Consider the following 23,723-nt stretch of genomic DNA (forward strand, 5'->3'; position numbering starts at 1 on the left):
GCCCAGGAAGTAGCAGTCCTGGGCATCGACGGGTGACGAACTCGCGTTCAGGTTTCCGGGCTCGTCAGCTGCCGTTGAAGATCACGTCGCTGCAGAAGTAGTAGGACTGATCCATGTGCGCGGCCTGCCAGATCGTGTAGACGATGTGACGACCGCTCCGGTCACCCGCGTCGACCTCGATCCGCGTGTTGCTGGCGGGAGGCCGCTGGCCCACCTCGGTGACCAGTTCGAGGTCGTCCCAACCGAGCTGCTGGGTCGTGGGGTCGAATCCCTGCTCGGTGATGTAGATCTTGTAGTAGTCCGCACCGTGCAGGGCCTGGTCGGTCACGGTGACGTTGAACTGGTTGTTTCTGGTGACGGCCTTCCACTCGCCGACCTCGTCGAGCGCGGCGTAGCGGTCCCTCCCGGCGCTGCACAGCTGGCCGTCCGGGACGGCGGTCTCGGGCTCGCCGTTGGCGCCGTTGAGGTACAGGCCGTTCCAGTTCCACATCGCGTTCGGGTCGGCCTGCCAGGCCTGCCAGCACATCGGGTCCTGCTCGGCCATCTCGGGCGACTGGAAGTCGTCGCTCCACCGCTCCCAGCAACCGTAATTGCGTGACGGTGGGTCGGTGGCGGACCCGTGGGCGCTGGCCACCTCCGGCTGGTTCATCTGCAGTCCGGCGAACATCGCGGTGACGGCGGCGGACATGGCCACTATCCGGGTCAGGGCGGTGACACGTCGGCGAACGGAACGCTGGGACATTCCTCCTCCTCGGCAGAGGAACGTGGATTGGAATGTGGGAGCGCTCCCGAAAAAATCTAACGATTCGACCGAAGGGTGTGAACCCCCTCACGGCCCGGTTTTTCTCGCCCAGGTGGTTCGGGGTGCGGGAGTCCGTGCTCGACGATCGTCGGACTCATCGGACGGGCGTGCGTCCACTGGGGACGTTTCCTTGAGAGCGCTCACGGTACTGATGAGGCCGTACTGTCGTCGACGGGCAGTGCTCGGCACCGGTGTCGAGCAGTACCGGGCGCGGCCTGTGTTCACCTCGTGCCGCGGGAGCCTTGGCGTGGGAGTTCGAGCCGATCAGGTCGGCGAGCTCGATCGCCGCGGCCATAGCGCGGTATCCGGCCTCGTCGGGGTGCAGGTGGTCGCCGGAATCGTAGGCGGGGAGCAGCCGGTGCGGGTCGCTCGAATCGCGCACCGTCGCATCGAAGTCGATCACCGCGTCGAACGCGCCGCTGGTACGGATCCACTCGTCGACCGCCTGTCGCGTCGCCTCCAGCTCGGGTGTGTACGCGCTCCACCCCTGGAAAGGAGTGAGCGTCCCGCCGACGACTCGCAGGCCCGCGGCGCGTGCCTGCCGGACGATCTGCTTCATCCCGGCGATGATCCGCTCCGGATCGTCCTGGTGCGGTTGCTGCTGGATGTCGTTGATGCCTTCGAGCAGGATTCGGTTGCCACTGATCCCCGCGTTGAGCACGCTCAGCCGTCGCGGTGGCGGCTGGTGCCGCAGGCGGTCGGCGAGGAGGTCGGGCCAGCGATGGTTGGAGCCCACGGTCGAACCGTAACCGTCGGTGATGGAGTCGCCGAGCGTGACGACGGCACCGCGAGCACGGTGATTGAGCACGTCCACGCCGTCGACGTAGAACCACGAGTTCACCGTGGACGTGTAGGTCTTCGCGGATTCGGCGGAAGCGTGATCACCGGAGGTGGAGACGTAAGAGGTCTGCTGAGCGAGGCTGTGCGCGGTGGCCGGTCCCCGCTGCTCGGCGACGTGAACGCTGACGAGCAGGTCCGAATCGGCCGGGACGTCCATGGTGACGGGATCGCTCACCGCTCGCGCGTGGGCCGGGACGACGGTTCGCTCGGATCCGTCGAAGGTCACCTCGTGCACGGTGCCGGGAACGGCAGCGGAGGGATGTTCAGCGGAGCGCCCTTCCCGGTCGGCTTCGGGGTTCGCGGCCAGCGCCACGGTGACGTGGTCCATGACCTGCTGATGCGTGTTGAACGCGTTGCTCAGGCGGATCCGCGAGGCGGAACCGCCGATGCTGGTGTGGACGATCATCCGCAGCGTGCGGCCGGAGGAGTCGTGCTCGGTGCCACCGTGGCTGAACGCGCTCGTCCACGTGCCGATCCACGAGTCACCGGCCCGGTGGGGCGGTTGATGTTGCACCGCTCCGGCCGGAGCGGCGAGCAGTCCGGTCATCGCGACGCACAGCAGCATCCGCGACGCACAGCAGCATCGTCGCCAGCAGGTGTGGAGCTCGTGCCTTGTTCCCGAGGGGTGGGTTGTGGCCTCGCATCCTGGGTGCACCTCCCGGCGCGGAGACTTGCGGACTCGACGTCCCGGCTCGGACGGGACCCCAGACGATCGGGCACCACAGTGGAATCGGTCGAACAGACGATCCGCGCGGGAATGCATCCGCAGGTGCGTGCCCTGGCCGCGCCGCGGTCGGTGGCCGTCTGCTCAGCACCCTGATCGTGGCCGCTTCAGAGGTCGAAGCGGCCGGTGCGGAGGGCGTCGAGGAAGCTCGCCCATCGGGCGTGGGACACAGTGATCGCGCCGTCGTCGGGCACCTTGGAGTCCCGCGCGGCCACGATCCCGTCGCCGAGGGCGACCTCGACACAGGTGCCTCCACCATTGCTGCCGCCTGTGGAAAAGCTGCTCTTACGCCAGACGAGGTTGTCTAAAGTGCCTACAGCAGTCATCGGGATGCCTTCACTCACTGGTGGTCGTTCATCGTCTTCGTGATCAGGTCGATGGAGTCGGCACGGGAGAGCGCCAGCTCGGTCAGTACGCCGAACCGCAGTGTGCAGGCGCGTACGTGCTCGCGATCCTCGATGTACACGCTACCCGCCGGACCTTCGGTGTAGCCGATGTCCGGGACGGGATCGGGGAGGGTCAGGATGGAGAACGGACCTTCCAGGCCGGGACTTCCGTTCGTCTCCTTGGGTAGGACCTGGATCGTGATGTTGGGGTTCTCGGTGAGGTCGAGCAGTTTCCGAAGCTGGTCACGCATGATCGTTGCTCGTCCGACGATCCGTTCCAAGACTGTCTGGTCGAGGATGAAATGCATGCGTGGTGCTTCCTCGTGGGTGACGGTTTGTTGTCGGACCATTCGTGCGGCCACCCTGCGTTCCAGCTCCTCAGGGGCGAACAGTCCGGGATTGACGGCGTTCATGACGGCTCGGGCGTAGTCCGCGGTTTGCAGTAGGCCGTGGACGAGCTGGTTCTGGAAGTCTCGGAGGCCGACGAGACCGCCCTCGATGCTCAGCAGGGGACGGATGCTCTCGGGTAGCTCGTTGTTGAAACTGACCCACCACCCCTGCTCGTGTGAGTCGGCTGCCAACCGTGCGAGCTCTTCCCGGGTGCCTGTGTCAGTGACGCCGTAAGCGTCGAGGATCTGCTCGACCTCGCGCGGCTTAACGTTGTGCTCGCGGTTCTCGATGCGCGAAAGTTTTGACCGCGACCAACGTCCCGCTCCTTGTTTCAGCTGTTCAACAGCCTGCTCCTGCCTCAAGTCGGCGTTCTCGCGGAGTGCCTTGAGGGCAGCCGCGAGCTGCCAGCGCCGTACGACGGATACGCCACCGTCTCCTTGTGTCAAAGCGAGTCTCCTCGTGCGTCTAGCTCTTCCGAGTGAATCTTGGAATGTCCACTTGATGTTTTGGACAGTCCAAATCACGCTGTTCCTGACGGACAGTACACGATCAAGTACCGAGTGCAGGAGGTTGCGATGCTAGCTGGAGAGGTGTCCGGGGCGGGGGAGGAGTCGGTGGAGGAGCCGAGCCCGTGGAGCATGAGCGAGGACGAGTTCGCCACGCTGGTGCAGGAGATCGCCGACGAGGACGTGCCGCGCGTGTTCGCCCTGGTGGAGGAGTTCGGTGCCCGGGAGTGCGCCGGGCTGTACGCCTGGGGCGTGGAGGTTGGTGACCGCGCGAGCGTGTTCGCAGAGGACGGCACCGCGTTCGCGCACTGCGACTCCGCCGCCGGCGCGCACGAGATGTTCTCGCTGATCCGCAGGGTGCACCTGGTGTGGCCTGGTCGTGGGAGCGAGTCCGGCCCGGAGGGGGTCCTGTCCGGCGTGTAGCCGGTGACCGCGTCGTTCCGGCGGCGTGACCGCTGGAACGACGCGGTCACCCTCGGTGGGACCTCATCCAGCAGGGGGTCGGGACGTGCGGAGCGGACACGCAGCTGTTACCGCAGCACGCGCCCGGCGCCGGGGTCCGGTGTCGATGTGGTCACGAAACGACTTCTTTCGTGTTGGCTCCGCACCGGGAACGATAGGGTGTTTCGCGGTTTGTTTGATCACTCCGGGGGAACGTCTTCCGGGAAGCCTGCGACGACCGCCCGGTCCAGTGTGGATATGTTGTACGGATTCCGTGGGGTGGGGGGAGTGGGAGTGTTTCGCAGTCGAGACCGTGGCCCGTATCGTGGTGCGGCGTCCGGGCCGCGGGACTGGACGCCCGAGGATCCGCGGGAGGAGCCGAGGGGGAACTCCCCGTGGGCGGTACTCGGCGTGTTCGGCGTCGTTTTCGGAATCGTCGCCGTGGTCGTGTTTTCGAAGCCGATCTTCCCGTCGTGGGAAAGCGACACGAGTACGGTTTCGGCGCGTTCAGGGACGGGGGTGGAGGATTATCCGCTGAATTCTCGTTCCGAACCGAGGGAGTCGCTCGAGGGAAACGCGCTGCTGGAACCGGGAACATCCCTTTCTCCGGTGACGTGCGATCTCCCGGACATCGGGAGGTCGGAAGCGCGGCTTCGCGGGTTCTACGAGGCGGGTATCGAGTGCCTGGACAGCGCGTGGCGCCCGGCTTTGCTCGAGGAGGGTTTCGATTGGGCCAGCCCGGAATTGAAACTCGCCGCCGGCCCCAGCCAGTGCGGTGAACCGCCGGATGAGGACAGTGCGACCGCGTTCTACTGCAGTGGCACGATCTTCATGCCGCGAGAACGGGTGCTCGGCGATCTGGGCGTGGCGTCCCGTTCCCACCTGGCGGTCCTGGCGCACGAATACGGTCACCACGTCCAAGGGCGTAGTCGCGTTTTGCGGGCAGTGGCGGTCCGGACTGGCGAATTGGGTGAGAACGATCCGAAGCGGCTGGAGATCAACCGTCGCACGGAGTTGCAGGCGGAGTGTTTCGCCGGACTGTTCCTCGGTGGCGCACCCGAACGGGGGTTGGTGGAATCGTTGTCCGAGAAGGAGATCAGCGCAGTGAATCGTTCCACGGTCGGGAGCGACACGCACGGAACGCGGGGTAACCAGCAGGAGTGGTTCCACAGGGGAATCGAAGGCGACGGTCCGGAGGCCTGCAACACGTGGAGCGCTCCCGCGAGTCAGGTACGTTGACGAAGGCGCCCCACTGCTTCCGGTGCGGTCCGTCAGGTTGCGGGCGTTCTTGAACCGTCCTGTGCAAGTAACGCCTCAGTGATCGGTGGTGCTGTTTTCGGCGCGCCGACGGTCGAGTTCGGCGAGGTGGCCCTCGACGATGGTGATGAGGTCTCGGTGGGGAGGGTGGCCAGCGTGATGTCGAAGACTTCGTCCTCGACGGTGACGCCGCTGCTGTCGATGATGATGCCGTAGCCGTTGCCGCCGGTGTCCCATTCCTCGCCGGTGGGGTGGCGGGCGTGCTCCAGGATCTCGGGCCGGAGTCGGGTGGGTAGATCACGGAGGAGATCGAGCACGGGGCGGTGGGTTTCGGGGACGTGGACGCTGATGTGTCCGTGCTCGTTGCGCCCGAAGCGCACGAGGGAGTCGGTGTCAGTGCTCATCGGGCTTGACCTTCCAAGACATGCCGGGGATGGGGTAGGCGTACCGATGCCGTCGCAGATAGCGGCATCGAAGTCTGCCCCGGTCGGATCATGCCTTCGGTTGTCACGCTCCGGTAGGCGCCTCGCCAGGTATTCGGTATGACGGTTCCGTCCCCGTAGTGGACACGGTAGCGGTTGACGAACGCTTCTCGGAGGGCGTGACGGACCTTCTCGGTGCTCCGGTGGTCGGGAAAGAAGGTCTTGGACCTGGTTTTCTGCTTACCGCCGCGTGTGGTGGCGGTGGCAGGTGCCTGATAGCGGCCTGCCGAATCGCGGAACTCCGGTTCTCCCGTCTTGATCCCGCCGGTCTCCACGTCGCCGGGCCGGGCTCTCGTGGAGGGTGGCGTCGTCGCTGCCGACGGTGACCTTGTGCAGCTCGGTGGCGGCTTCGTCGAGCAGCGTTCGAGCACGCAGCAGGCCGTCGTGGGGCAGGGTGCCGAGCGGCTTGTGGATATCCTGCTGGACGTCCTCGATCGACATCGCGCGCTCTTTCCGCCGTCGCGACCCGAACGACTCAGGAACACCGACGGCGGTGATCGGCACCATTCCCCGAACGGGTGGTGTCGTGGCGGTACAGCGGTGCAGCGTGTGCGGGAACGCGCTTACGCCGTGTTCAGTGCTCGGTAGTCCTGGCGCCACGCCCTCGTGAGTGCGCGGTCCGGTGTGAACCGCTCCGGGCGTTTCTGAGTACCGATCCCCCGAGGACCCACGTGTCGCGGTCGGAGGTGGACGGGGATGATAGAGGGCGCGATGACGCTCACCGACCAGCTCCCCGCCAGCCCCGAAACCGACGCCGACACCCTGTTCGAGTCCTTCGTCTCCTGGACCGCCGAGCAGGACATCGAGCTCTATCCGGCGCAGGAGGAGGCGCTGATGGAGGTGGTGTCCGGCTCCAACGTGATCCTGAGCACCCCCACCGGCTCCGGCAAGAGCCTCGTCGCCGTCGGTGCGCACTTCGCGGCGCTGGCCTCCAAGCGGCGCAGCTTCTACACCGCCCCCATCAAGGCGCTGGTCTCGGAGAAGTTCTTCGCCCTCGTCGACGTCTTCGGCCCCGACAACGTCGGGATGATGACCGGGGACAGCAACGTCAACCCCGACGCGCCCATCATCTGCTGCACCGCCGAGATCCTGGCCAACATCGCGCTGCGCGACGGCGCGCGCGCCGAGGTCGACCAGGTCGTTATGGACGAGTTCCACTTCTACGCCGATCCGGAGCGCGGGTGGGCCTGGCAGGTACCGCTGCTGGAGCTGACTCAGGTGCAGTTCATGCTCATGTCGGCCACGCTCGGTGACGTCAGCCACTTCGAGAAGGACCTGACCCGGCGCACCGGCAGGGAGACCGCGGTGGTCAGCTCCGCCGAGCGTCCGGTGCCGCTGACCTTCCGATACGCCATGACCCCGCTGCACGAGACGATCGAGGAACTGCTCGGCGGCAACCAGGCACCGATCTACGTCGTCTACTTCAACCAGGCCTCGGCGCTGGAGCAGGCGCAGGCGCTGGTGAGCATGAAGGTCGCCTCCCGCGAGCAGCGCGACCGGATCGCCGAGGCCATCGGCGACTTCCGGTTCACCGCCGGGTTCGGCAAGACGCTGTCGCGCCTGCTTCGCCACGGCATCGGCGTGCACCACGCCGGGATGCTGCCGAAGTACCGGCGCCTGGTCGAGCAGCTGGCCCAGGCCGGGCTGCTCAAGGTCATCTGCGGTACCGACACGCTGGGTGTCGGGATCAACGTGCCCATTCGCACGGTGCTGCTGACCGGGCTCACGAAGTTCGACGGCAACCGCACCCGCCACCTCAAGGCACGCGAGTTCCACCAGGTCGCGGGCCGGGCCGGGCGTGCGGGTTACGACACGGCCGGTTACGTGGTGGTGCAGGCCCCGGAGCACGTCATCGAGAACGAGCGGGCGCTGGCCAAGGTCGGTGAGGACCCGAAGAAGCGTCGCAAGGTCACCCGCAAGAAGGCGCCGGACGGGTTCGTGTCCTGGAGCGAGAAGACCTTCGACAAACTCGTCGAGGCCGAGCCCGAACCGCTGCGGTCGAGTTTCGTGGTCAGTCACGCCATGCTGCTCAACGTCATCGACCGTCCCGGCGACGCGTTCGAGGCGATGCGGCATCTGCTCACCGACAACCACGAGGACCGGCCCTCGCAGCGGCGCCACATCCTGCGCGCGATCGCGATCTACCGCGCGCTGCTGGCGGCCGGGGTGGTCGAGCGCCTGGACGAACCCGACGAACAGGGTCGCTCGGTGCGGGTGACCGTGGACCTGCAGTTCGACTTCGCGCTGAACCAGCCGCTGTCGCCGTTCGCGCTGGCCGCGATCGAGCTGCTCGACTCGGAGTCGCCCTCCTACGTCCTCGACGTCGTCTCGATCATCGAGGCGACCCTGGACAACCCGCGCCAGGTGCTGTCCGCGCAGCAGTTCAAGGCCAGGGGCGAGGCCGTCGCGCAGATGAAGGCCGACGGCATCGAGTACGAGGAGCGCATGGAGCTGCTGGAGGACGTCACCTACCCGCAGCCCCTCGCCGAAATGCTGGAAGCGGCCTACGAGACCTACCGCCAGGGCCACCCCTGGGTCAGCGAGCACGAGCTGTCGCCGAAGTCGGTGGCCCGCGACATGTCCGAGCGCGCGATGAACTTCGTCGAGTTCGTCAACCACTACAACCTGGCGCGGTCGGAGGGCCTGGTGCTGCGGTACCTGGCCGACGTGTACAAGGCCTTGCGGCACACGGTGCCCGACGACGCCAAGACCGAGGAGATGGAGGACTTCATCGAGTGGCTGGGAGAGCTGGTGCGCCAGGTCGACTCCAGCCTGCTCGACGAGTGGGAACGGCTGAAGAACCCGGGCGGGGCCGGCGCGACGTCCACTTCGACTCCCGAGGCCCCCACTGGGGTGACCGCGAACAAGCGCGCGTTCCGCGTGCAGGTGCGCAACGCGCTGTTCCGGCGCGTCGAACTGGCCGCTCGTCGGCGCTACGAGGAGCTCGGCGAGCTGGACGGCGACAACGGGTGGGACGCCGACGAGTGGGCCGATGCCCTGGAGGAGTACTTCGAGCAGCACGACGAGATCGGCGCAGGTGCCGACGCGCGGGGACCGGCGCTGTTCATGCTCGACGAGAGCTCCGATCCCTGGGTGGTTCGCCAGATCTTCGAGGACCCGGCCGGGGACAAGGACTGGGGCATCAGCGCCGAGATCGACCTCGCGGCCTCCGACGAGGCGGGCGCCGCCGTCGTCCGCGTCACCGCCGTCGACCAGCTTCAGGGTATTGCTTGATCCGTTGCGGGCCTCGGTGGTCCGTGACGTTCACGAGGCGTGAAGAGCTGGCGTATCGGGTACGGGTGCCATAAGATCACGAGTGCTCTCGTCAACGAGCTCGCATGCAGCGGTGTCGGTCTTTCCGTCGGCGAAAGGACACCGGAAGGAGTCAAACATGGCACAGCACCCACCGGTCGTCATCGTGGGCGTGGACGGTTCCGCCGAGTCGAGCCGTGCACTGCGCTGGGCGGCGGATTACGTCACCCAGCTCGGTGGTGTGGTGCACGCGATCACCGTCTGGCACCAGCCCGTCCAGTTCGGGTACCGGCTGGCCACGTCGGACTCGGACCTCGAACAGCGCGCCAGGAGGTCGCTGGAGGACACCATCGCCCCGGTACGTGCGGACTACCCGAATCTGGACCTCAAGAGCCGGTTACTGCGTGGCCACGTCGTTGACGAGATGGTCGGACTGTCGAACCAGGCCGACCTGATGGTGCTGGGCAACAAGGGCCACGGAGCATTCACCGGAATGATGGTCGGTTCGGTCGCGCTCAAGCTCGTGCACCACTCGCGCTGCCCGGTGACCGTCATCCGGTGACGCACCGCGAGTTCAGCGCGGGAGTCGTGCGGTGAGCATGTGGCCGTGGGCGGCGATCTGCTCGCTGAGCCCGCGCAGTTCGCGGTTCAGGGCCTCGGCCACGTCCCTGGCGGGTTCCCTGGCCACCGTCCACCCGCGCGCGGCGAGCGTTTCTCCCGCGTCGGCTCGTTCTTCGCTCGACATGAGAGCGCTCAGGTCGATCCCCATCCCCTGGGCGAACTCCTGGATCTCGCCCTGGTCGTCGAGCATCGTCCGGGTCGCGGTGACGTTCTCGATGGCGAGGTGACTGCCGGGTGCGGAGAAGCCGTGCACGGTCTCCAGGAGCCGTTGCTCGGCTTCGGCCGGTAGGTACGGCAGCAGCCCCTCGGCCAGCCACGCGGTGGGGAGACCGGTGTCGAAACCCGCGTTCTTCAGCGCGCTCGCCCAGTCCTCGCGCAGGTCCGTGGCCACGGTGTGACGCTCGCAGTCGGCTCGGACGCCCTCGTTCCGCAGGACCGAGTCCTTGAACTCGAGCACCTTCGGTTGGTCGATTTCGAACACGCGCGTCCCCGAGGGCCAGGGCAGCCGGAACGCCCGTGTGTCCAGTCCGGAGGCGAGGATGACCACCTGACGCACCCCGCTGTCCCAGGTCTGCTCGAACCAGGTGTCGAAGAAGCGGGAGCGCACACCGATGTAGTCCGTCAGCTGTCCCCAGAACGACGAGTTCTCGACCCCGTCGCTCCCGGGCATCGGAATCGGCGAGTCCGCCGCGCGCACCAGGGGTTCGGCGTGGGGATCGTCGACCAGCCCGTCACCGCGTTCGGTTTCCAGCGCACGTCCCACGGCCACGGCCAGAGCGGTGGCACCGATGCCCGAGACGATGTCCCACTGCTGATTGCCCGCCATGCGAACACCTTTCTCGTTGGGCCGCTGTGTGGCCGATTCGACCTTCTCCTTCACGGTAAACTTGTAGTTGCGCTAAACAACCATATGTGATCGAAATAACCCTGTTATATTTCGAGTAAACCGGATTTCCGTAAAACATTTCCGAAAACGGGCAAAAGCGTCCGGTGTCATTTCTCTTCGGGAGGGCGCTGCTAGCCCGCGTGGGCGTTCACGGAGGCCAGCGCGGTGTGGGCGGATCGTTCGGCCGAGTCGGCAGCCGCCGCGGCCTCGTGGGCACGGTCCAGGGGAAGACCGGCTGAGGCGAGGTTGACGCGGACGAGAGCGGCGGCGGCACGGGAGGCGCCGTGGGCGAGTGTGGCAGCCGTGACCGCGTCGCCGCGCAGGGCGGAAGCGATCCTCGTGGCGATGTCCGCCGCCATTTCGGCGATGTCCGAGGCGAGCAGGGCGAGGCGCAGGGGTGGTTCGGCGGCTTCGGCGAGCGCGTCGCACAGTGCCGCGGCACGGTCGGCGTCCTGCCGGTCACGTCGTCCGGCGGCGAGGACTGCGGCGTAGGACTCCGAATCGGCCACGGCGAGCTCCCCCGCGCGCTCGCGGAGTCGCTCGGCTCGTGCCGCGAGCGCGTCGGAGTCATCGAGGTCCGGTGAGAGCCGTGCGGTCATGGCGACGAGACCCGCGGCCGCCGCCGAGGTGACCGCGTTGACCCCACCGCCGGTGACGGAGGGCGTCGGCTCGGCCACCTCGTCCAGGAACTCCCGGAGTGGCTGGTCGAAGGTCAACTCAATCCCACGACCTCCCCCCGCTCGTCGATGTCGATGCGTTCGGCGGCCGGTTGCGAACCGAGTCCCGGCATGGTGCGCATGTCACCGCAGATCGGGTAGATGAAACCGGCACCCACCGAGGCCCGCACCTCGCGCACCGGCAGGGTCCACCCGGTCGGGGCCCCGAGCAGCTTGGGATCCGAACTCAGCGACAGGTGCGTCTTGGCGATGCAAACCGGCAGGTTGCCGTACCCGTTGGCGGTGTAGTCCTCCAACGCGCGGGCGGCCGCGGGCTGGTAGGACACGCCGTCGGCCCCGTACACGCGGGTGGCGATCGTCTCGATCTTCGTGTGCAGGTCGGCAGAGTCCGGGTACAGCAACTGGAACCCGCTGGGCTCCTCGGCGGCTTCGGCCACGGCCTCGGCGAGCTCCACCGCTCCCTTGCCGCCGTCGGTGTAGTGCTTGCTCACGGCCACCCGTGCCCCGGCCTCCTCGGCGACCCGGCGGATCGCCTCGTGCTCGCTGGCGTGGTCGGTCGGGAACGCGTTGATCGCCACGACCGGGGAGACCCCGTGCACCCGGATGTTGTCGATCTGCTTGCGCAGGTTGGCAGCGCCCGCCATCACGTCGTCCGGATTCTCGGCGAGCATCCCGTCGGGCAGGTCCTTGCCCGCCACCACGCGGTAGCGGCCGGAGTGCGCCTTGAGCGCGCGCACGGTCGCCACCAACACGGCGGCGTCGGGCTGGATCCCGGAGGTGCGGCACTTGATGTTGAAGAACCGCTCGGCTCCCATGTCGGCACCGAAGCCGGCCTCGGTGACGAGGAAGTCGGCAGACCGGCTGGCGATGCGGTCGGCGACGATGGAGGAGTTACCGTGCGCGATGTTGCCGAACGGTCCGGCGTGCACCAGCACCGGCGTGTTCTCCACGGTCTGCATCAGGTTGGGCTTGATGGCCTCGCGCATGATCACGGTCATCGCGCCGGCGGCGCCGAGCTGTTCGGCCGTGACCGGCTCGTTGTCCTTGGTGTAGCCGACGACGATCCGGCCCAGCCGCCTGCGCATGTCCTGCAACGAGGTGGACAGCGCCAGCACCGCCATGACCTCGCTGGCCGCGGTGATGTCGAACCCGCACTGCCGGGGTGAGCCGTCGAGCTTGCCCCCGAGCCCGGAGACGACGTTGCGCAGCTCCCGGTCGTTGACGTCGATCACGCGACGCCAGGTGATCCGCTGCGGGTCGAGACCGAGCCGGTTGCCCTTGTGCAGGTGGTTGTCCACCATCGCCGAGAGCATGTTGTGCGCCTGGGTCACGGCGTGCATGTCCCCGGTCAGGTGCAGGTTCAGCGCTTCCATCGGCACGACCTGGCTGTAGCCACCTCCGGCGGCACCGCCCTTGATGCCGAAGGTCGGTCCCATGGAGGGCTGGCGGATCGCCACGGCGGAGCGCTTGCCCAGTTGCTGCAGCGCCTGCCCGAGCCCGACGGTGGTGGTCGTCTTGCCCTCGCCCAGCGGGGTCGGGGTGATGGCCGAGACGACCACGTACTTCGCCTGCGAGGAGGGCTGCTGTTCCTCCAGCGCGTCCAGGGAGATCTTGGCGACGTCGTGCCCGTAGGGTTCGAGCAGGTGGGAACCGATCCCGAGCCGCCCGGCGACCTCGTCGAGGGGAGAGCGCGGGGCCGCGCGGGAGATGTCCAGGTCGGAGGGGATGCTCATGCCGGGACCTCCTGCATGCGTGCGGCCATGTCCTGAAGGCACTGCTGAGTCTTGGTGATCTCGTTGAAGGTGAACAGGTGCCAGCCCACGATCCCGTAGGCGTCGTCGACGATGTAGGGGGAGAGCTCGTCGAAGAGGTTCTCGGGGGTGTAGCGGGACAGCAGCTTGGTGACCACGCCGTGCTGCTTGCGCAGGAACCGCATCGAATCGCCCAGGCCGATCTTCATCGAGATCCGCAGGAGTTTCGTCGGATCCACCGCACCCGGCGCTCCGATGTGGACGGGCAGCGTGACGCCCCGAGCCCGGAGTGCCTTCACCCACGAGGCGATCGTGTCCGGGTCGTAGCAGATCTGGGAGACGATGTAGTCGGCGTAGCGGGACTTCTCGTCGGTGGCCTGGATGGTGGCCGCGTCGGAGATGAAGGCGTGCGTCTCCGGGTAGCCGGTGATGCCCACGCGAGAGGGCCGGATCCCGAGCTCGTCCATCGCGCGCAGCAGGCTCAACGAGTCGGGGAACTCCCCGGCGGGACTCTGGGCGTCACCGGCGACGACGAAGACCTCGGACAGCCCCCACCGCGCGCACCTGTCGACCAGTTCCGACAGGTGCGCGCGGTCGGTGATCATGCGGGCTGCCAGGTGCGGGACGGCGTGGAATCCCTCGTCCCGCAGCCGCGCGGCGGTGTCCAGGGTCGCGTCGACCCCCTTGGTGGGCGAGGACGTGACCGTCACCGTCGTGCTGGCTGGCAGGTACCGGGCCTGCTCGACGACCCCGCGCAGTGGGAGTACCTCGAAGCGGGCGTGCGTGAGGTAGTCGCGAAGCCGCTGGGTGCGAGTGCTCATGATGTCACCGTCGCTTCCTGTCGCAGCACACGCTTGGGGATGTCCTTGTTGGTGTCCAGGAAGGGCTTTTCGACCACGACCGCCTCCTGCGGGCCGTGCTGGGTCTCCACGACCAGCGGAGTTCCGGGCTCCTGGTAGCTGATCGGCACCATCGCGTAGCCGATGTTGCGCTCCAGCCGCGGCGAGTGGCAGGCCGAGGTGACATCACCGATGCGCAGCCCGTGCGGGTCGTGCACGTTGAACGACTCGATCATCGACCCGTCGTTGAAGGTGCCCACGTCGGGGCCGCCGATCTCGACGCCGACCAGCTTGCGGGAGACGCCCTCCTCCTTGATCCGGGTCAGGGCCTGCTTGCCGATGAAGTCGGCCTCCTGGTCGAGCTTGACCATCCAGGTGGCCTCGAAGCCGTAGCCGACCTCGAAGGGGTTGGTGTTGTAGGTGATGTCGTTGCCCCAGGACAGGATTCCGGCCTCGATGCGGCGGATGTGGCACGGTCCGATCACGCGCATGTCGTGGGGGCGACCGGCCTCCCAGATCTTCTCCCACAGCCGGACGCCGTCCCGGCTGGCGTTGTGCAGGTAGATCTCGTAGCCGAGCTCGGCGCTGAAACCGGTCCGCGAGACCACGACCTGCATCCCGTCGAGCTCGCGGTCGACGGTGTAGTAGTAGGGGACGTCGAGGATGGACTCGCCGAACAGGTCCACCATGACCTCGCGCGACTTGGGACCCTGGACCTGGACCGGTCCCACGTCGGGCTCGCGGATCTGCACGTCCATGCCCATGTTGTAGGCGAGTCCCTTCGCCCACAGCAGCACGTCACTGTCGGCCAGCGACAGCCAGAAGTGGTTCTCGCCCAACCGCAGCAGGACGGGATCGTTGATGATGCCGCCGTCCTCGGCGGTGATGAACGTGTACTTGCACTGGCCGATCTTGCACTTGGTCAGGTCACGAGGCACCAGCATGTTGGTGAAGTCGAAGGCGTCCGGGCCGGTGATCTCCACCTGCCGCTCGACTCCCACGTCCCACAGGGTCACACCCTCCAGCAGGTGCCAGTACTCGGCGACGGGATCGCCGTAGTGCCGGGCGTGGTAGGTGTGGTTGTACACGCTGTACAAGCCGACACCGTGGCGGCGGGAGGCGTGGAAGAACGGGGACTTGCGAATCCGAGGGTACTGCAGGATTCCCGGGTTCGGGTTGATGCTCATGGTGCTGTGCTCCTCACTGTGCTTTTTCCGGGGAGGACGAGACTCGCCCGCACGCGTCGGGCGAGGGGACTGCGCTGGGTGCCGTCGCGATGGATCAGCAGCGCATGCGTTTCATCTCGGGATCGAGGGCCGGATCGGCGACCGCGGTCGCCGGACGTGGCTGGTCGAGGTGGGCGACTCGGTGCCGGACTCGGTGGTGGCGAACACGGGGTCGGAGCCCGTCGGGGAGGTGCCGTCGTCGATCGTCGGGCAGAGCAGCCGCCGCCGTGCCGGCCGCTCTCGGCGTCGACCGACCTCGACACGTGCCGGGGAGGTCGTGTCGTCGATGCCGCCCGTCCGCGCGAGGTGGTGCGCCGTGCTGTACCCGACAATGTCCGCGCCGGTCACGAGTACCCGCGCGCTCGAACTCAGTCCCGAACCCATCGCCGCCCCCTGTTGCGTTTGAGACAACTTACTGCTTCATGCGCAACAGTGCGCTCGATTCGGGGGGTGCGTCAAGACACACGTTCGGGCTAACTTTCGGCCTCTTGATCGGCGCGGTGCGTGAGGGGTGAGGTGGTCGGAACAGGGTGCGAGAGCGATTCGGGAAGTCCCGTGTCGGCTCTAGATCGCCTGCCGAATCGCCTGCTCGAAGTGATCCACGTGGGAGACCGCTGTCCGGTCGGCGCGGTCGGCGTCGCCCGCGATGACCGCTTCCAGCAGTTCCGCGTGTTCGCCGACGTGGTCGGCGACGTCGGGCAGCCGGTCGAAGAACAGGCCCCAGATGCGCAGTGCCAGGTTGTAGTACTGCCCGAGGGTGGTTTCGAGGTACTCGTTGTGGGTGCAGCGGTAGAGCGCGCGGTGGACGCGGGCGTCGACGTCCATGATCGGCGCGGGATCGCGGGGAGTCGACGCGACCAGCTCGCGGAGCTCCGCGAGCTCGGCCCGGTCGGACTCGGTGGCGCGCTCGGCCGCCCGTCGTGCCGCGTGGCCCTCCAGGCGGCGGCGCACGTCGGCGATCAGGGCATGATCGGTGATGTTGACTTCGGTGACGAAGCTGCCCCTGCGGGGGTAGATCGCCACCAGCGACTCGGCCTGGAGTCGCTTGACGGCCTCCCGGAACGGTGTCCTGCCGATGCTGAGCTCCCGCGTGAGCTGTCCCTCCTGCACGGGAGAGCCCGGGGCGAGTCGCAACGACAGGATCAGGTCGCGCAGGGTCAGATACGCGCGTTCGGCCTGGGACATGTCCGTTCCCGGGCCACTGTCGCCCCGCGGGGAATTGACCGATGCCGACACGGGTCGTAGCCTACCTCACAGACTGATATATCAGTTGTCGAACAGTTGTGCGTGAGAATTGTCCGTGTTCCAGGGTCCGCTGATCGTCGACAACGGCGTCTTGATCAAGGAGCTACCGTGGCCACTCCCCGACGGACTCCGCCCGAACCGCCGGCACGCCTGTGGCGCAATCCCGAGCCGAAGAGCCGGTACGACGTGGTGATCGTCGGAGCTGGTGGGCACGGCCTGGCCACGGCGTACTACCTCGCGCGCGACCACGGCATTCGCGATATCGCCGTGCTGGAGCGCGGCTGGTTGGCGGGCGGCGGCACGGTTCGCAACACCATGATCATCCGTTCGGACTACCTGCTCGACGAGAGCACGGCGCTGTACGACCACGCGCTCGGACTCTGGGAACAGCTGCCCGACGAGCTGGAGTACGACTTCTCGTTCAGCCAGTGCGGTGTGCTGAACCTCGCCCACACCGAGCAGGAAGTTCGTGACTCCCGGCGCCGCGCTTTCGCCAACCAGCTCAACGGAGTCGATACGGAGTGGCTCGGTCCCGAGGAGGTCGCGGAGTTCTGCCCCGTGCTCGACACCTCCGGCGAGAGTCGGTACCCGGTGCTGGGAGCGACGTTGCAGCGCCGCGCCGGTACCGTCGAGCACGACCACGTGGCCTGGGCACTGGCACGCAAGTGCGACGAGATGGGTGTGGACCTCGTGCAGAACTGCGAGGTCACCGGTTTTCGCACCGAGGGGGATCGGGTCACCGGCGTCCGGACCGGTCGTGGGCCGATCTCGGCGGGTCGGGTCGGACTGGCGGCGGCTGGGCGAACCAGTCCGCTCACCGACACCCTCGGGGTCAGGTTGCCGTTGCAGAGCCACCCGCTGCAGGCGTTGGCCTCCGAACTGCTCGAACCCGTCCATCCGTGCGCGGTGATGTCCAACCACGTCCACGTCTACTGCAGCCAGGCGCACAGGGGCGAACTCGTCCTCGGCGGGGGCATCGACTCCTACAACGGTTACGCCCAGCGGGGATCGGTGCACCTCGTCGAACGTCAGCTGGCCGCGGCGGTCGAGCTGTTCCCGATGTTCGCCCGGGCCCACGTGCTGCGTACCTGGGCGGGGACGGTCGACGTGACCCCGGACGCCTCGCCGATCATCGGTCCCACCCCCTACGGGAACCTCTTCGTCAACTGCGGTTGGGGCGCCGGTGGCTTCAAGGCCACGCCCGGCGCGGGCAGAGTGTTCGCCCACACCATCGCCACCGGCGAGCCGCACCCCCTCAACGCACCGTACGGGCTCGAACGGTTCACCACCGGAGCGCTCATCGACGAGCACGGCGCCACGGGCGTGGCGAACTAGGCCGTGACTCCTGCGGTAGGCCGCGGGACTCACCTTCCACCCCTCCCACCGCCGTGAGGAAGAAGGAACGACATGCTGCTGATCCACTGCCCGTGGTGCGGCGCTCGCGACGAGGCCGAGTTCCGCTACGGAGGTCAGGCCCACGTCGACCGCCCGCCGGACCCGAACGCCGTCGACGACCGGGAATGGGGCGAGTACCTGTTCGTGCGGGACAACCCGCGCGGAAGGTTCTCCGAGCGCTGGGTGCATTCGGCGGGCTGCCGCCGCTGGTTCGACGTGGTCCGGGACACGGCCACGAACGAGATGAGTGCAGAGGTTCCCTCCCGGAGCGGAAGGCGGTGACTCGATGACCTCCCCGAACCGCCTGGACGCAACGGTCCGTCCGGGTCGCATCGACCGCACGCGCCGGCTGCGATTCACCTTCGACGGGACCGAACTGCACGGACACCCCGGGGACACGCTGGCTTCGGCGCTGCTCGCCGAGGGCAGGACGGAGGTCACCACCTCGGTCCACCGGGGCCGTCCACGCGGCATCGTCGCCGCGGACCGCACCGAACCCAATGCGCTCGTCCAGCTGCACGGTGACTGCCCGGAACCGATGCTGCCCGCCACGCGGGTCGAACTCCGCGACGGGTTGGTCGCCGAGAGCCTCTCCGGGATCGGCTGGGTCGGTGACCGGCCGGACACGGCCGTGCACGACAAGAAGTACGTGCACGCCGACGTGGTCATCGTCGGCGCAGGGCCGTCCGGCCTCGCCGCCGCCCTGTCGGCCGGACGCAGTGGTGCGCGCGTGTTCCTCGTCGACGAACAGGCCGAACTCGGCGGCAGGTTGCTGGACGGGCACGAACGGATCGACGGCGCTGCGGCCACCGACTGGATCGCCCGCGCGGTGCGTGAACTCGCGGAGATCCCGGAGGTGCGGGTGCTCACCCGGGCCACCGCCGTGGGCTGTTACGACCACGATTACCTGCTCGTCGCCGAACACCGCACCGACCATCTCGACACTGTCGGTCCCCACCAGTCGCAGCAGCGCCTGTGGCACGTACGTGCCCGGCGTGTCGTGCTGGCCACGGGTGCACACGAGCGCCCCGTGGTGTTCGAGGACAACGACCGTCCGGGAATCATGCTCGCCGCTGCCGTGCGCAGCTACCTGAACCGCCATGCGGTCCTACCGGGACGCGATGCGGTCGTGTTCACCACCTCCGACAGCGCCTACTCGACGGCCCTGGACCTGTTGGCCGTGGGAGCGAGCGTGCCCGCGTTGGTGGACACCCGTCCGCAGCCGCCCGCTCACCTGGTCGACCAGGTCGAGGCGGCCGGGGGCCGGGTCCACCCGGGATCGACCGTGATCTCGACCAAGGGACACGACCGGGTTCGCGGAGCGCGCGTCACCGAGCTCGACGAGCAGGGCTGCCTGAGCGGAATCCCCTACGAGGTGGACTGCGACCTGCTGGCGGTCTGCGGTGGGTGGAGCCCGGTGGTGCACCTGTTCGGCCAGGCGGGCGGGTCGCTGCGCTGGGACAGGACAGCGGCCGGATTCGTTCCGGAATCCTCCGGGACTCACCTGCCCAGGGTGATCGGTTCCGCACGGGCCACCCACGATCTCGCCGGGAGCCTGGCCCAGGGGTTGGCCGCGGGTGCGGAGGCCGCCACCGCCTGCGGTTTCCGGATCGCGGCCCCACGGGTACCGCCGACGTCGGGAGACCGCCCGAACTCCAGGCCCCGACCGCTGTGGCTGGTTCCGGGGATGACGAAGCCGCCGGAGCAGTGGGACCGGCACTTCGTGGACCTGCAACGCGACGCCACCGTGGCCGACGTGTGGCGGGCGATCGGTGCGGGAATGCGCTCGGTGGAGCACGTCGAGCGCTACACCACGATCAGCACCGGTCAGGACCGGGGCAAGACCTCGGGAGTCAACGCCATCGGCGTGATCGCCGACGCGTTGATGGTCGACTCGCCGGGCGAGGTCGGCACGACCACGTTCCGCCCGCCCTACGCGCCGGTGCGGTTCGCGCTGATGGCCGGACGGGAGCGTGGCCACTTGCACGAGCCCGTCCGCACCACGTCGATGCACTCCTGGCACGAGGCTGCGGGTGCGGAGTTCGAGAACGTCGGCCAGTGGAAGCGCCCCCGGTACTACCCGCGTCCCGGTGAGGACATGGATGCCGCCGTGCAACGCGAATGCCGGGCCGCGCGTACCGGCGTGGCGATGCAGGACGTCAGCACTCTCGGCAGGATCGAGATCGTCGGATCGGACGCTCCGGAGTTCCTCGACCGCGTCTGCACCAGCGGTTTCGCCGAGCTCGCCGTCGGCAGGGCCCGCTACGGGATGATGTGCGGGGCCGACGGGATGGTCCTCGACGACGGCGTGTCGATGCGGTTGGCCGCGGACCGCTACCTGATGAGCACCACCACGGGCGGCGCGGCAGGAGTGCTGGAATGGCTGGAGGAGTGGCTGCGGACCGAGTGGTCGGAGCTCGACGTGTACTGCACGTCGGTCACCGAGCAGTGGGCCGCGGTGGCCGTGGTCGGCCCCCGTTCCCGTGACGTGGTGGCTCGGCTCGCACCGGATCTGGACGTCTCGTCCGCGGGCTTCGGTTTCATGGAGTTCCGCGAGACGGAGCTGTACAACGGGATTCCCGCCAGGATCAGCCGGATCTCGTTCTCCGGCGAACTGGCCTTCGAGATCAACGTCGCGAGGTGGTACGGGCTCGCCACGTGGGAAGCCGTGGCCGCGGCCGGTGCCGACCACGGCATCACCCCCTACGGCGCGGAGACGATGCACGTGCTGCGTGCCGAGAAGGGCTTCGTGGTCGTCGGTCAGGACACCGACGGCACGGTCACGCCACTGGACCTGGGCATGGACCGGCTGGTGTCCCGGCACAAGGACTTCATCGGCAAGCGCTCATTCGCGCGGCAGGACACCGCGCGCACCGACCGCAAGCAACTGGTCGGTCTGCTGCCGCTGGAGCGGGAGAGGCTCCTGCCCGAGGGGGTGCACCTGGTCGAACCGGACGTGCCGCTGCGCCCGCCGGTGCCGATGCTCGGTCACGTGACGTCCAGCTACCGCAGCGCCGCGCTGGACCGCACCTTCGCACTGGCCCTGATTCGCGACGGTCGACGCCGAATCGGCGACGTGCTGCACGCGCCGTTCGAGGGCAGCAGCACCGCCGTCGAGGTCACCAGGCCGGTTTTCTACGACGAGGAAGGAGCCCGCCGTGACGGTGTTGAACACGGTTGAACCAGCCACCGGTCTCGCGAGTCTGCGCCGCAGCCCCCTGGCGGACCGCGCAGCGGAATTCGCGGCCTCCAGCGCGGACGGACTGCGCGGGGTTCGACTGAGCGAGGAGGCGTTCCTGACGCAGGTGAACCTGCGGGTGCCCCCCGAGAGTCCCGCGCTGCTCGCCGGGCTGGAACGGGAACTGGGACTGGCGTTGCCGCATCGGCCGAACAGCGTGGTCGGCGACGAGCGCGACGCGGTGCTGTGGCTCGGTCCGGACGAGTGGTTGGTGATCGCTCCGGAAGGACGGGCCGACCGGGTGGTGAGCCGGGCTCGCACCGCGATGGCCGACTCGGTCGGCTCCTCGGTGGACGTCTCCGCCGACCGGACGACCGTGCGGCTGGCGGGGCCGGTGTCCAGGGATGTGCTGGAGAAGGTGTGCTCGCTGGACCTGCACCCGCGTGCGTTCGGTGCGGGGCAGTGCGCCCGGACCCTGGTCGGCAGGGTTCGGGTCGCGCTCTGGCAGGTCGGTGCGGAGCCCGCGTACCGGCTGCTGGTCCACTGCTCCTTCGCCGGTTACCTGGCGGACCTGCTGCTCGACGCGATGGCGGAGTTCACCCACGCCTGACGCCTCCCGAAAGGACTTCTCACCCGGGAGCCGTCGGCGCCGTCCTGGCGGTGCGTCCGGAACCGGGTACGGAGTTCGCGGTGAGTTTCCTGCGGTAGGCGGCGAAGCGCTTCGGGTCGTTCATGGCGAAGACCGCCACCAGTCTTCCCCCGCGTCGGTAGGTGGCCACGAACTTGCGTGCCTTCGTGGAACCGTCCACCACCTCGATCTTGTCCTTGGGCATCGCCTCGCCGGCGAACTGCACGCTGCACCCGTACTGCCGTGACCAGAAGTGGGGCACGGCGGTACAGCGAGCGATGGTGGAACCGGCGAGCAGGTTACGCACGGCGGTCGTCGGCTGGTTCATGGCATGGGACCAGTAGCCCGTTCGCGTGGTGTGAGCATGATTGCCCGACTGGTATTGAGCGACGTCCCCGACGGCGACAACGTTGCGCAACCGGGTGACACACCCGGCGTCGGTGAGCACCCCCTGGCGTGTCCGGACGCCGGAACCCCGCAGCCACTCGGTGGTGGGATGCGCCCCGACGCAGACAGCGACGACGTCCGCCGGCACGACACGTCCGTCCGTCAACTCCACACCGGTGACCCGTTCCGTGCCGAGCACGCGCGCGGCCCGCGTTCCGCACCGGAGGCGAACACCGTGGTCCTCGTGCAGGGCCAGGCACAGGGACGCGATCTCGATGCCGAGGGTGTGCACGAGCGGAACGTGCTGTCCTTCGACCAGCGTCACCCGAGCGCCCAGTGACCGGCACGTGGACGCCACCTCGGAGCCGGTGAGGCCTCCTCCGACCACGACCACCCGGCTGCCCGCTCCCACGCTCTCCCGCAGCGCGAGAGCGTCGTCCAGGGTGTAGACGAGATGGCTTCCCGGGACCGTCGGAGCGCCGGTGATGGTGCTGCGAGACGCCCCGGTCGCCGCGACGACTCCGTCGGCGCGTACCTGGTCGCCGCCGTCGAGCGTGACCGTTCCGGTGCGCGGGTCCAGGCGAACGGCCGTACGGCCGAGCCGCCATTCGGCGTCGAGGTCGTCCTCTTCTTCGGGATCGCCGAGTGCGAGCTCCGCCGGATCCAGGTGCCCGCTCAGGAACTCCTTGGACAGGGGCGGCCGATCGTACGGCGGGCGGTGTTCGGCGCCGATGAGGGTCAGTCGTCCGTCGAAACCCTGCTCGCGCAGTTCTTGTGCGGCTCGCCATCCCGCTAGGGAGGCTCCCACGACGGCTACGCTGCGCATTCTATTGCTCCGGAACGTGAGATATCGCGGGATGACGCCAACAGAACCTCCGTTGCGCTATGAGGAACATAACGTAGTATATGCAACAAATGTGACTCTTTTGTTGCAACAGCGTCAAGAGGGCGCGAGGTTGGGTTCCTACGAGGTTCCCCTTAGCGGATACGGTTGGCCTGTGAGTAACGCAGAGGAGGCACGGAGCAAGGGCTCCGGGGCGCTGGTGCAGTCCGTGGACCGGGCTGTGACCGTCTTGGAGCTGTTGGCGCGCAGTGGTGAGGCTGGTATCACGGAGATCGCTGGTGAGCTGGGGGTTCACAAGTCCACGGCGTCGAGGCTGGTCAGCGTTCTGGAGTCCAGGGGCATGGTCGAGCAGCTGGGGGAGCGCGGCAAGTACGTCATCGGTTTCGGAGTGGTCCGGCTCGCCGGCGCGGCCACCGAGCGGATGGACCTGCCACGCCTGGGACGTCCGTTCTGCGACTCGTTGGCCTCCGAGCTGGGGGAGACGGTCAACATCGCGATCCGGGACAACGACGTGGCGCTCAACATCAGCCAGGCTCGGGGTACCGCGTCCGTCACCGCGCACAACTGGGTCGGCCAGCGCACGCCCCTGCACGCGACCTCCAGTGGCAAGGTCCTGCTCGCCCACGCGCCCCCCGAGGACCAGGACGCGCTACTGGAGGAACCGCTGGAGCGCTACACGACGCGGACTTTGACCGATCCCGAGGAGCTGCGCAAGGATTTCGCCCTGATCGTGCGGGACGGGTACGCCACCGGGTACGAGGAGCTGGAACTCGGTCTCAACGCCGCCGCCGTGGCCATCTACAACTACGACGGTGAGGTGATCGCCGCGCTGAGCTCCTCGGGGCCGTCCTATCGCTTTTCGCGACGGCGGATCCGGGAGGTCATCGGAGCGATGACGGTGGCGTCCAAGGAGCTCTCCGCGCAGCTGGGCTACCTGGAGTCCTGAGTGGACCGGCGCTCTCGGCG

At 67.9% G+C, this 23,723-nt stretch carries 24 protein-coding genes; 9 read left to right on the plus strand and 15 right to left on the minus strand.

Annotated elements, in window-relative coordinates:
- Positions 1-64: 64 nt before the first annotated feature.
- The 4 genes from FHX42_RS15790 to FHX42_RS15805 form a co-directional block, all read right to left on the minus strand.
- On the minus strand, positions 65-742 hold the full coding sequence (locus FHX42_RS15790; protein ID WP_182545140.1) for a lytic polysaccharide monooxygenase auxiliary activity family 9 protein: 678 nt from the start codon (positions 740-742) through the stop codon (positions 65-67).
- Positions 743-896: 154 nt separating this feature from the next.
- Positions 897-2,189, minus strand: a complete 1,293-nt coding sequence (locus FHX42_RS15795; RefSeq protein WP_220480390.1) for an SGNH/GDSL hydrolase family protein — start codon at positions 2,187-2,189, stop codon at positions 897-899.
- Positions 2,190-2,473: 284 nt separating this feature from the next.
- The gene (locus FHX42_RS15800; RefSeq protein WP_182545142.1) at positions 2,474-2,692 is read right to left on the minus strand and encodes a DUF397 domain-containing protein; all 219 of its coding nucleotides are present in this window, start codon (positions 2,690-2,692) and stop codon (positions 2,474-2,476) included.
- A 14-nt stretch (positions 2,693-2,706) separates the two neighbouring features.
- Entirely contained in the window at positions 2,707-3,666 is a 960-nt protein-coding gene (locus FHX42_RS15805; RefSeq protein WP_328796218.1) for a helix-turn-helix domain-containing protein, read from the minus strand.
- A 51-nt stretch (positions 3,667-3,717) separates the two neighbouring features.
- Here FHX42_RS15805 and FHX42_RS15810 point away from each other — a divergent pair, with 51 nt between their 5' ends.
- Both FHX42_RS15810 and FHX42_RS27445 read left to right on the plus strand, forming a co-directional pair.
- Positions 3,718-4,071, plus strand: a complete 354-nt coding sequence (locus FHX42_RS15810; RefSeq protein ID WP_182545143.1) for a hypothetical protein — start codon at positions 3,718-3,720, stop codon at positions 4,069-4,071.
- 627 nt (positions 4,072-4,698) lie between these two features.
- Positions 4,699-5,328 carry a neutral zinc metallopeptidase gene (locus FHX42_RS27445; RefSeq protein WP_182545144.1) on the plus strand — a complete coding sequence of 210 codons (630 nt, stop codon included), beginning with the start codon at positions 4,699-4,701 and terminating at the stop codon, positions 5,326-5,328.
- A gap of 32 nt (positions 5,329-5,360) precedes the next feature.
- Here FHX42_RS27445 and FHX42_RS15820 read toward each other — a convergent pair whose 3' ends face one another.
- Genes FHX42_RS15820 through FHX42_RS15830 form a run of 3 tightly spaced genes read right to left on the minus strand, consistent with a single transcriptional unit; the run spans position 5,361 to position 6,269 of the window.
- Entirely contained in the window at positions 5,361-5,750 is a 390-nt protein-coding gene (locus tag FHX42_RS15820) for a hypothetical protein (RefSeq protein WP_182545145.1), read from the minus strand.
- On the minus strand, positions 5,747-6,103 hold the full coding sequence (locus FHX42_RS27835) for an EndoU domain-containing protein (RefSeq protein WP_182545146.1): 357 nt from the start codon (positions 6,101-6,103) through the stop codon (positions 5,747-5,749). Before FHX42_RS27835 ends, FHX42_RS15820 begins: the two co-directional genes overlap by 4 nt.
- A complete protein-coding gene (locus tag FHX42_RS15830) occupies positions 6,009-6,269 on the minus strand; it encodes a hypothetical protein (RefSeq protein WP_182545147.1) in 261 nt (86 codons plus the stop codon). The genes FHX42_RS27835 and FHX42_RS15830 overlap by 95 nt, the downstream gene beginning before the upstream one ends.
- Before the next feature lie 270 nt (positions 6,270-6,539).
- On the opposite strand from FHX42_RS15830, the gene FHX42_RS15835 reads away from it, so the two are divergent.
- Both FHX42_RS15835 and FHX42_RS15840 read left to right on the plus strand, forming a co-directional pair.
- The gene (locus tag FHX42_RS15835; protein WP_182545326.1) at positions 6,540-9,062 is read left to right on the plus strand and encodes a DEAD/DEAH box helicase; all 2,523 of its coding nucleotides are present in this window, start codon (positions 6,540-6,542) and stop codon (positions 9,060-9,062) included.
- A gap of 157 nt (positions 9,063-9,219) precedes the next feature.
- Positions 9,220-9,642 (plus strand): universal stress protein, encoded by a 423-nt coding sequence (locus FHX42_RS15840; RefSeq protein ID WP_182545148.1) that lies wholly within the window; start codon positions 9,220-9,222, stop codon positions 9,640-9,642.
- 12 nt (positions 9,643-9,654) lie between these two features.
- On the opposite strand, the gene FHX42_RS15845 is transcribed toward FHX42_RS15840, so the two are convergent.
- The 7 genes from FHX42_RS15845 to FHX42_RS15875 all read right to left on the minus strand — a co-directional run bounded on the left by FHX42_RS15845 (position 9,655) and on the right by FHX42_RS15875 (position 16,265).
- Positions 9,655-10,527 carry an SAM-dependent methyltransferase gene (locus FHX42_RS15845; RefSeq protein ID WP_182545327.1) on the minus strand — a complete coding sequence of 291 codons (873 nt, stop codon included), beginning with the start codon at positions 10,525-10,527 and terminating at the stop codon, positions 9,655-9,657.
- Between the two features lie 191 nt (positions 10,528-10,718).
- Positions 10,719-11,303, minus strand: coding sequence for a cyclodeaminase/cyclohydrolase family protein (locus FHX42_RS15850; protein ID WP_182545149.1), 585 nt, complete (start codon positions 11,301-11,303; stop codon positions 10,719-10,721).
- Positions 11,300-12,997 carry a formate--tetrahydrofolate ligase gene (locus tag FHX42_RS15855; protein WP_182545150.1) on the minus strand — a complete coding sequence of 566 codons (1,698 nt, stop codon included), beginning with the start codon at positions 12,995-12,997 and terminating at the stop codon, positions 11,300-11,302. The genes FHX42_RS15850 and FHX42_RS15855 overlap by 4 nt, the downstream gene beginning before the upstream one ends.
- The gene (locus FHX42_RS15860) at positions 12,994-13,836 is read right to left on the minus strand and encodes a methylenetetrahydrofolate reductase (protein ID WP_182545151.1); all 843 of its coding nucleotides are present in this window, start codon (positions 13,834-13,836) and stop codon (positions 12,994-12,996) included. Before FHX42_RS15860 ends, FHX42_RS15855 begins: the two co-directional genes overlap by 4 nt.
- Complete coding sequence (locus FHX42_RS15865) at positions 13,833-15,041, minus strand: glycine cleavage T C-terminal barrel domain-containing protein (protein WP_182545152.1); 1,209 nt, start codon at positions 15,039-15,041, stop codon at positions 13,833-13,835. The genes FHX42_RS15860 and FHX42_RS15865 overlap by 4 nt, the downstream gene beginning before the upstream one ends.
- 111 nt (positions 15,042-15,152) lie before the next feature.
- Positions 15,153-15,491 (minus strand): hypothetical protein, encoded by a 339-nt coding sequence (locus FHX42_RS15870; RefSeq protein WP_182545153.1) that lies wholly within the window; start codon positions 15,489-15,491, stop codon positions 15,153-15,155.
- Between the two features lie 153 nt (positions 15,492-15,644).
- Positions 15,645-16,265 (minus strand): GntR family transcriptional regulator, encoded by a 621-nt coding sequence (locus FHX42_RS15875; RefSeq protein WP_220480391.1) that lies wholly within the window; start codon positions 16,263-16,265, stop codon positions 15,645-15,647.
- A 168-nt stretch (positions 16,266-16,433) separates the two neighbouring features.
- Here FHX42_RS15875 and FHX42_RS15880 point away from each other — a divergent pair, with 168 nt between their 5' ends.
- The 4 genes from FHX42_RS15880 (at position 16,434) to FHX42_RS15895 (ending at position 21,508) form a co-directional block, all read left to right on the plus strand.
- Positions 16,434-17,660: a sarcosine oxidase subunit beta family protein gene (locus FHX42_RS15880; protein WP_182545155.1), complete on the plus strand. Its 1,227-nt coding sequence runs from the start codon at positions 16,434-16,436 to the stop codon at positions 17,658-17,660.
- Between the two features lie 72 nt (positions 17,661-17,732).
- Positions 17,733-18,002 carry a sarcosine oxidase subunit delta gene (locus FHX42_RS15885; protein ID WP_182545156.1) on the plus strand — a complete coding sequence of 90 codons (270 nt, stop codon included), beginning with the start codon at positions 17,733-17,735 and terminating at the stop codon, positions 18,000-18,002.
- A 4-nt stretch (positions 18,003-18,006) separates the two neighbouring features.
- On the plus strand, positions 18,007-20,901 hold the full coding sequence (locus FHX42_RS15890) for a 2Fe-2S iron-sulfur cluster-binding protein (RefSeq protein WP_182545157.1): 2,895 nt from the start codon (positions 18,007-18,009) through the stop codon (positions 20,899-20,901).
- On the plus strand, positions 20,879-21,508 hold the full coding sequence (locus FHX42_RS15895) for a sarcosine oxidase subunit gamma (RefSeq protein WP_182545158.1): 630 nt from the start codon (positions 20,879-20,881) through the stop codon (positions 21,506-21,508). Before FHX42_RS15890 ends, FHX42_RS15895 begins: the two co-directional genes overlap by 23 nt.
- A gap of 19 nt (positions 21,509-21,527) precedes the next feature.
- Here FHX42_RS15895 and FHX42_RS15900 read toward each other — a convergent pair whose 3' ends face one another.
- The gene (locus tag FHX42_RS15900) at positions 21,528-22,739 is read right to left on the minus strand and encodes an NAD(P)/FAD-dependent oxidoreductase (protein WP_182545159.1); all 1,212 of its coding nucleotides are present in this window, start codon (positions 22,737-22,739) and stop codon (positions 21,528-21,530) included.
- Positions 22,740-22,956: 217 nt separating this feature from the next.
- Here FHX42_RS15900 and FHX42_RS15905 point away from each other — a divergent pair, with 217 nt between their 5' ends.
- Complete coding sequence (locus FHX42_RS15905) at positions 22,957-23,703, plus strand: IclR family transcriptional regulator (protein ID WP_182545328.1); 747 nt, start codon at positions 22,957-22,959, stop codon at positions 23,701-23,703.
- Positions 23,704-23,723 lie beyond the last annotated feature (20 nt).

It is taken from the genome of Halosaccharopolyspora lacisalsi, from assembly GCF_014137975.1.
In the GTDB taxonomy this organism is placed as follows: Bacteria; Actinomycetota; Actinomycetes; order Mycobacteriales; family Pseudonocardiaceae; genus Halosaccharopolyspora; species Halosaccharopolyspora lacisalsi.

Bases quoted from the DNA above. Each gene is read 5' to 3' on its own strand.
- FHX42_RS15790 (WP_182545140.1), bottom strand. From the start codon at position 742: ATGTCCCAGCGTTCCGTTCGCCGACGTGTCACCGCCCTGACCCGGATA.
- FHX42_RS15840 (WP_182545148.1), top strand. From the start codon at position 9,220: ATGGCACAGCACCCACCGGTCGTCATCGTGGGCGTGGACGGTTCCGCC.
- FHX42_RS15860 (WP_182545151.1), bottom strand. From the start codon at position 13,836: ATGAGCACTCGCACCCAGCGGCTTCGCGACTACCTCACGCACGCCCGC.
- FHX42_RS15835 (WP_182545326.1), top strand. From the start codon at position 6,540: ATGACGCTCACCGACCAGCTCCCCGCCAGCCCCGAAACCGACGCCGAC.
- FHX42_RS15885 (WP_182545156.1), top strand. From the start codon at position 17,733: ATGCTGCTGATCCACTGCCCGTGGTGCGGCGCTCGCGACGAGGCCGAG.
- FHX42_RS15800 (WP_182545142.1), bottom strand. From the start codon at position 2,692: ATGACTGCTGTAGGCACTTTAGACAACCTCGTCTGGCGTAAGAGCAGC.
- FHX42_RS15855 (WP_182545150.1), bottom strand. From the start codon at position 12,997: ATGAGCATCCCCTCCGACCTGGACATCTCCCGCGCGGCCCCGCGCTCT.
- FHX42_RS15795 (WP_220480390.1), bottom strand. From the start codon at position 2,189: ATGACCGGACTGCTCGCCGCTCCGGCCGGAGCGGTGCAACATCAACCG.
- FHX42_RS15875 (WP_220480391.1), bottom strand. From the start codon at position 16,265: ATGTCCCAGGCCGAACGCGCGTATCTGACCCTGCGCGACCTGATCCTG.
- FHX42_RS15830 (WP_182545147.1), bottom strand. From the start codon at position 6,269: ATGTCGATCGAGGACGTCCAGCAGGATATCCACAAGCCGCTCGGCACC.
- FHX42_RS15900 (WP_182545159.1), bottom strand. From the start codon at position 22,739: ATGCGCAGCGTAGCCGTCGTGGGAGCCTCCCTAGCGGGATGGCGAGCC.
- FHX42_RS15890 (WP_182545157.1), top strand. From the start codon at position 18,007: ATGACCTCCCCGAACCGCCTGGACGCAACGGTCCGTCCGGGTCGCATC.
- FHX42_RS15820 (WP_182545145.1), bottom strand. From the start codon at position 5,750: ATGAGCACTGACACCGACTCCCTCGTGCGCTTCGGGCGCAACGAGCAC.
- FHX42_RS15810 (WP_182545143.1), top strand. From the start codon at position 3,718: ATGCTAGCTGGAGAGGTGTCCGGGGCGGGGGAGGAGTCGGTGGAGGAG.
- FHX42_RS15865 (WP_182545152.1), bottom strand. From the start codon at position 15,041: ATGAGCATCAACCCGAACCCGGGAATCCTGCAGTACCCTCGGATTCGC.
- FHX42_RS15845 (WP_182545327.1), bottom strand. From the start codon at position 10,527: ATGGCGGGCAATCAGCAGTGGGACATCGTCTCGGGCATCGGTGCCACC.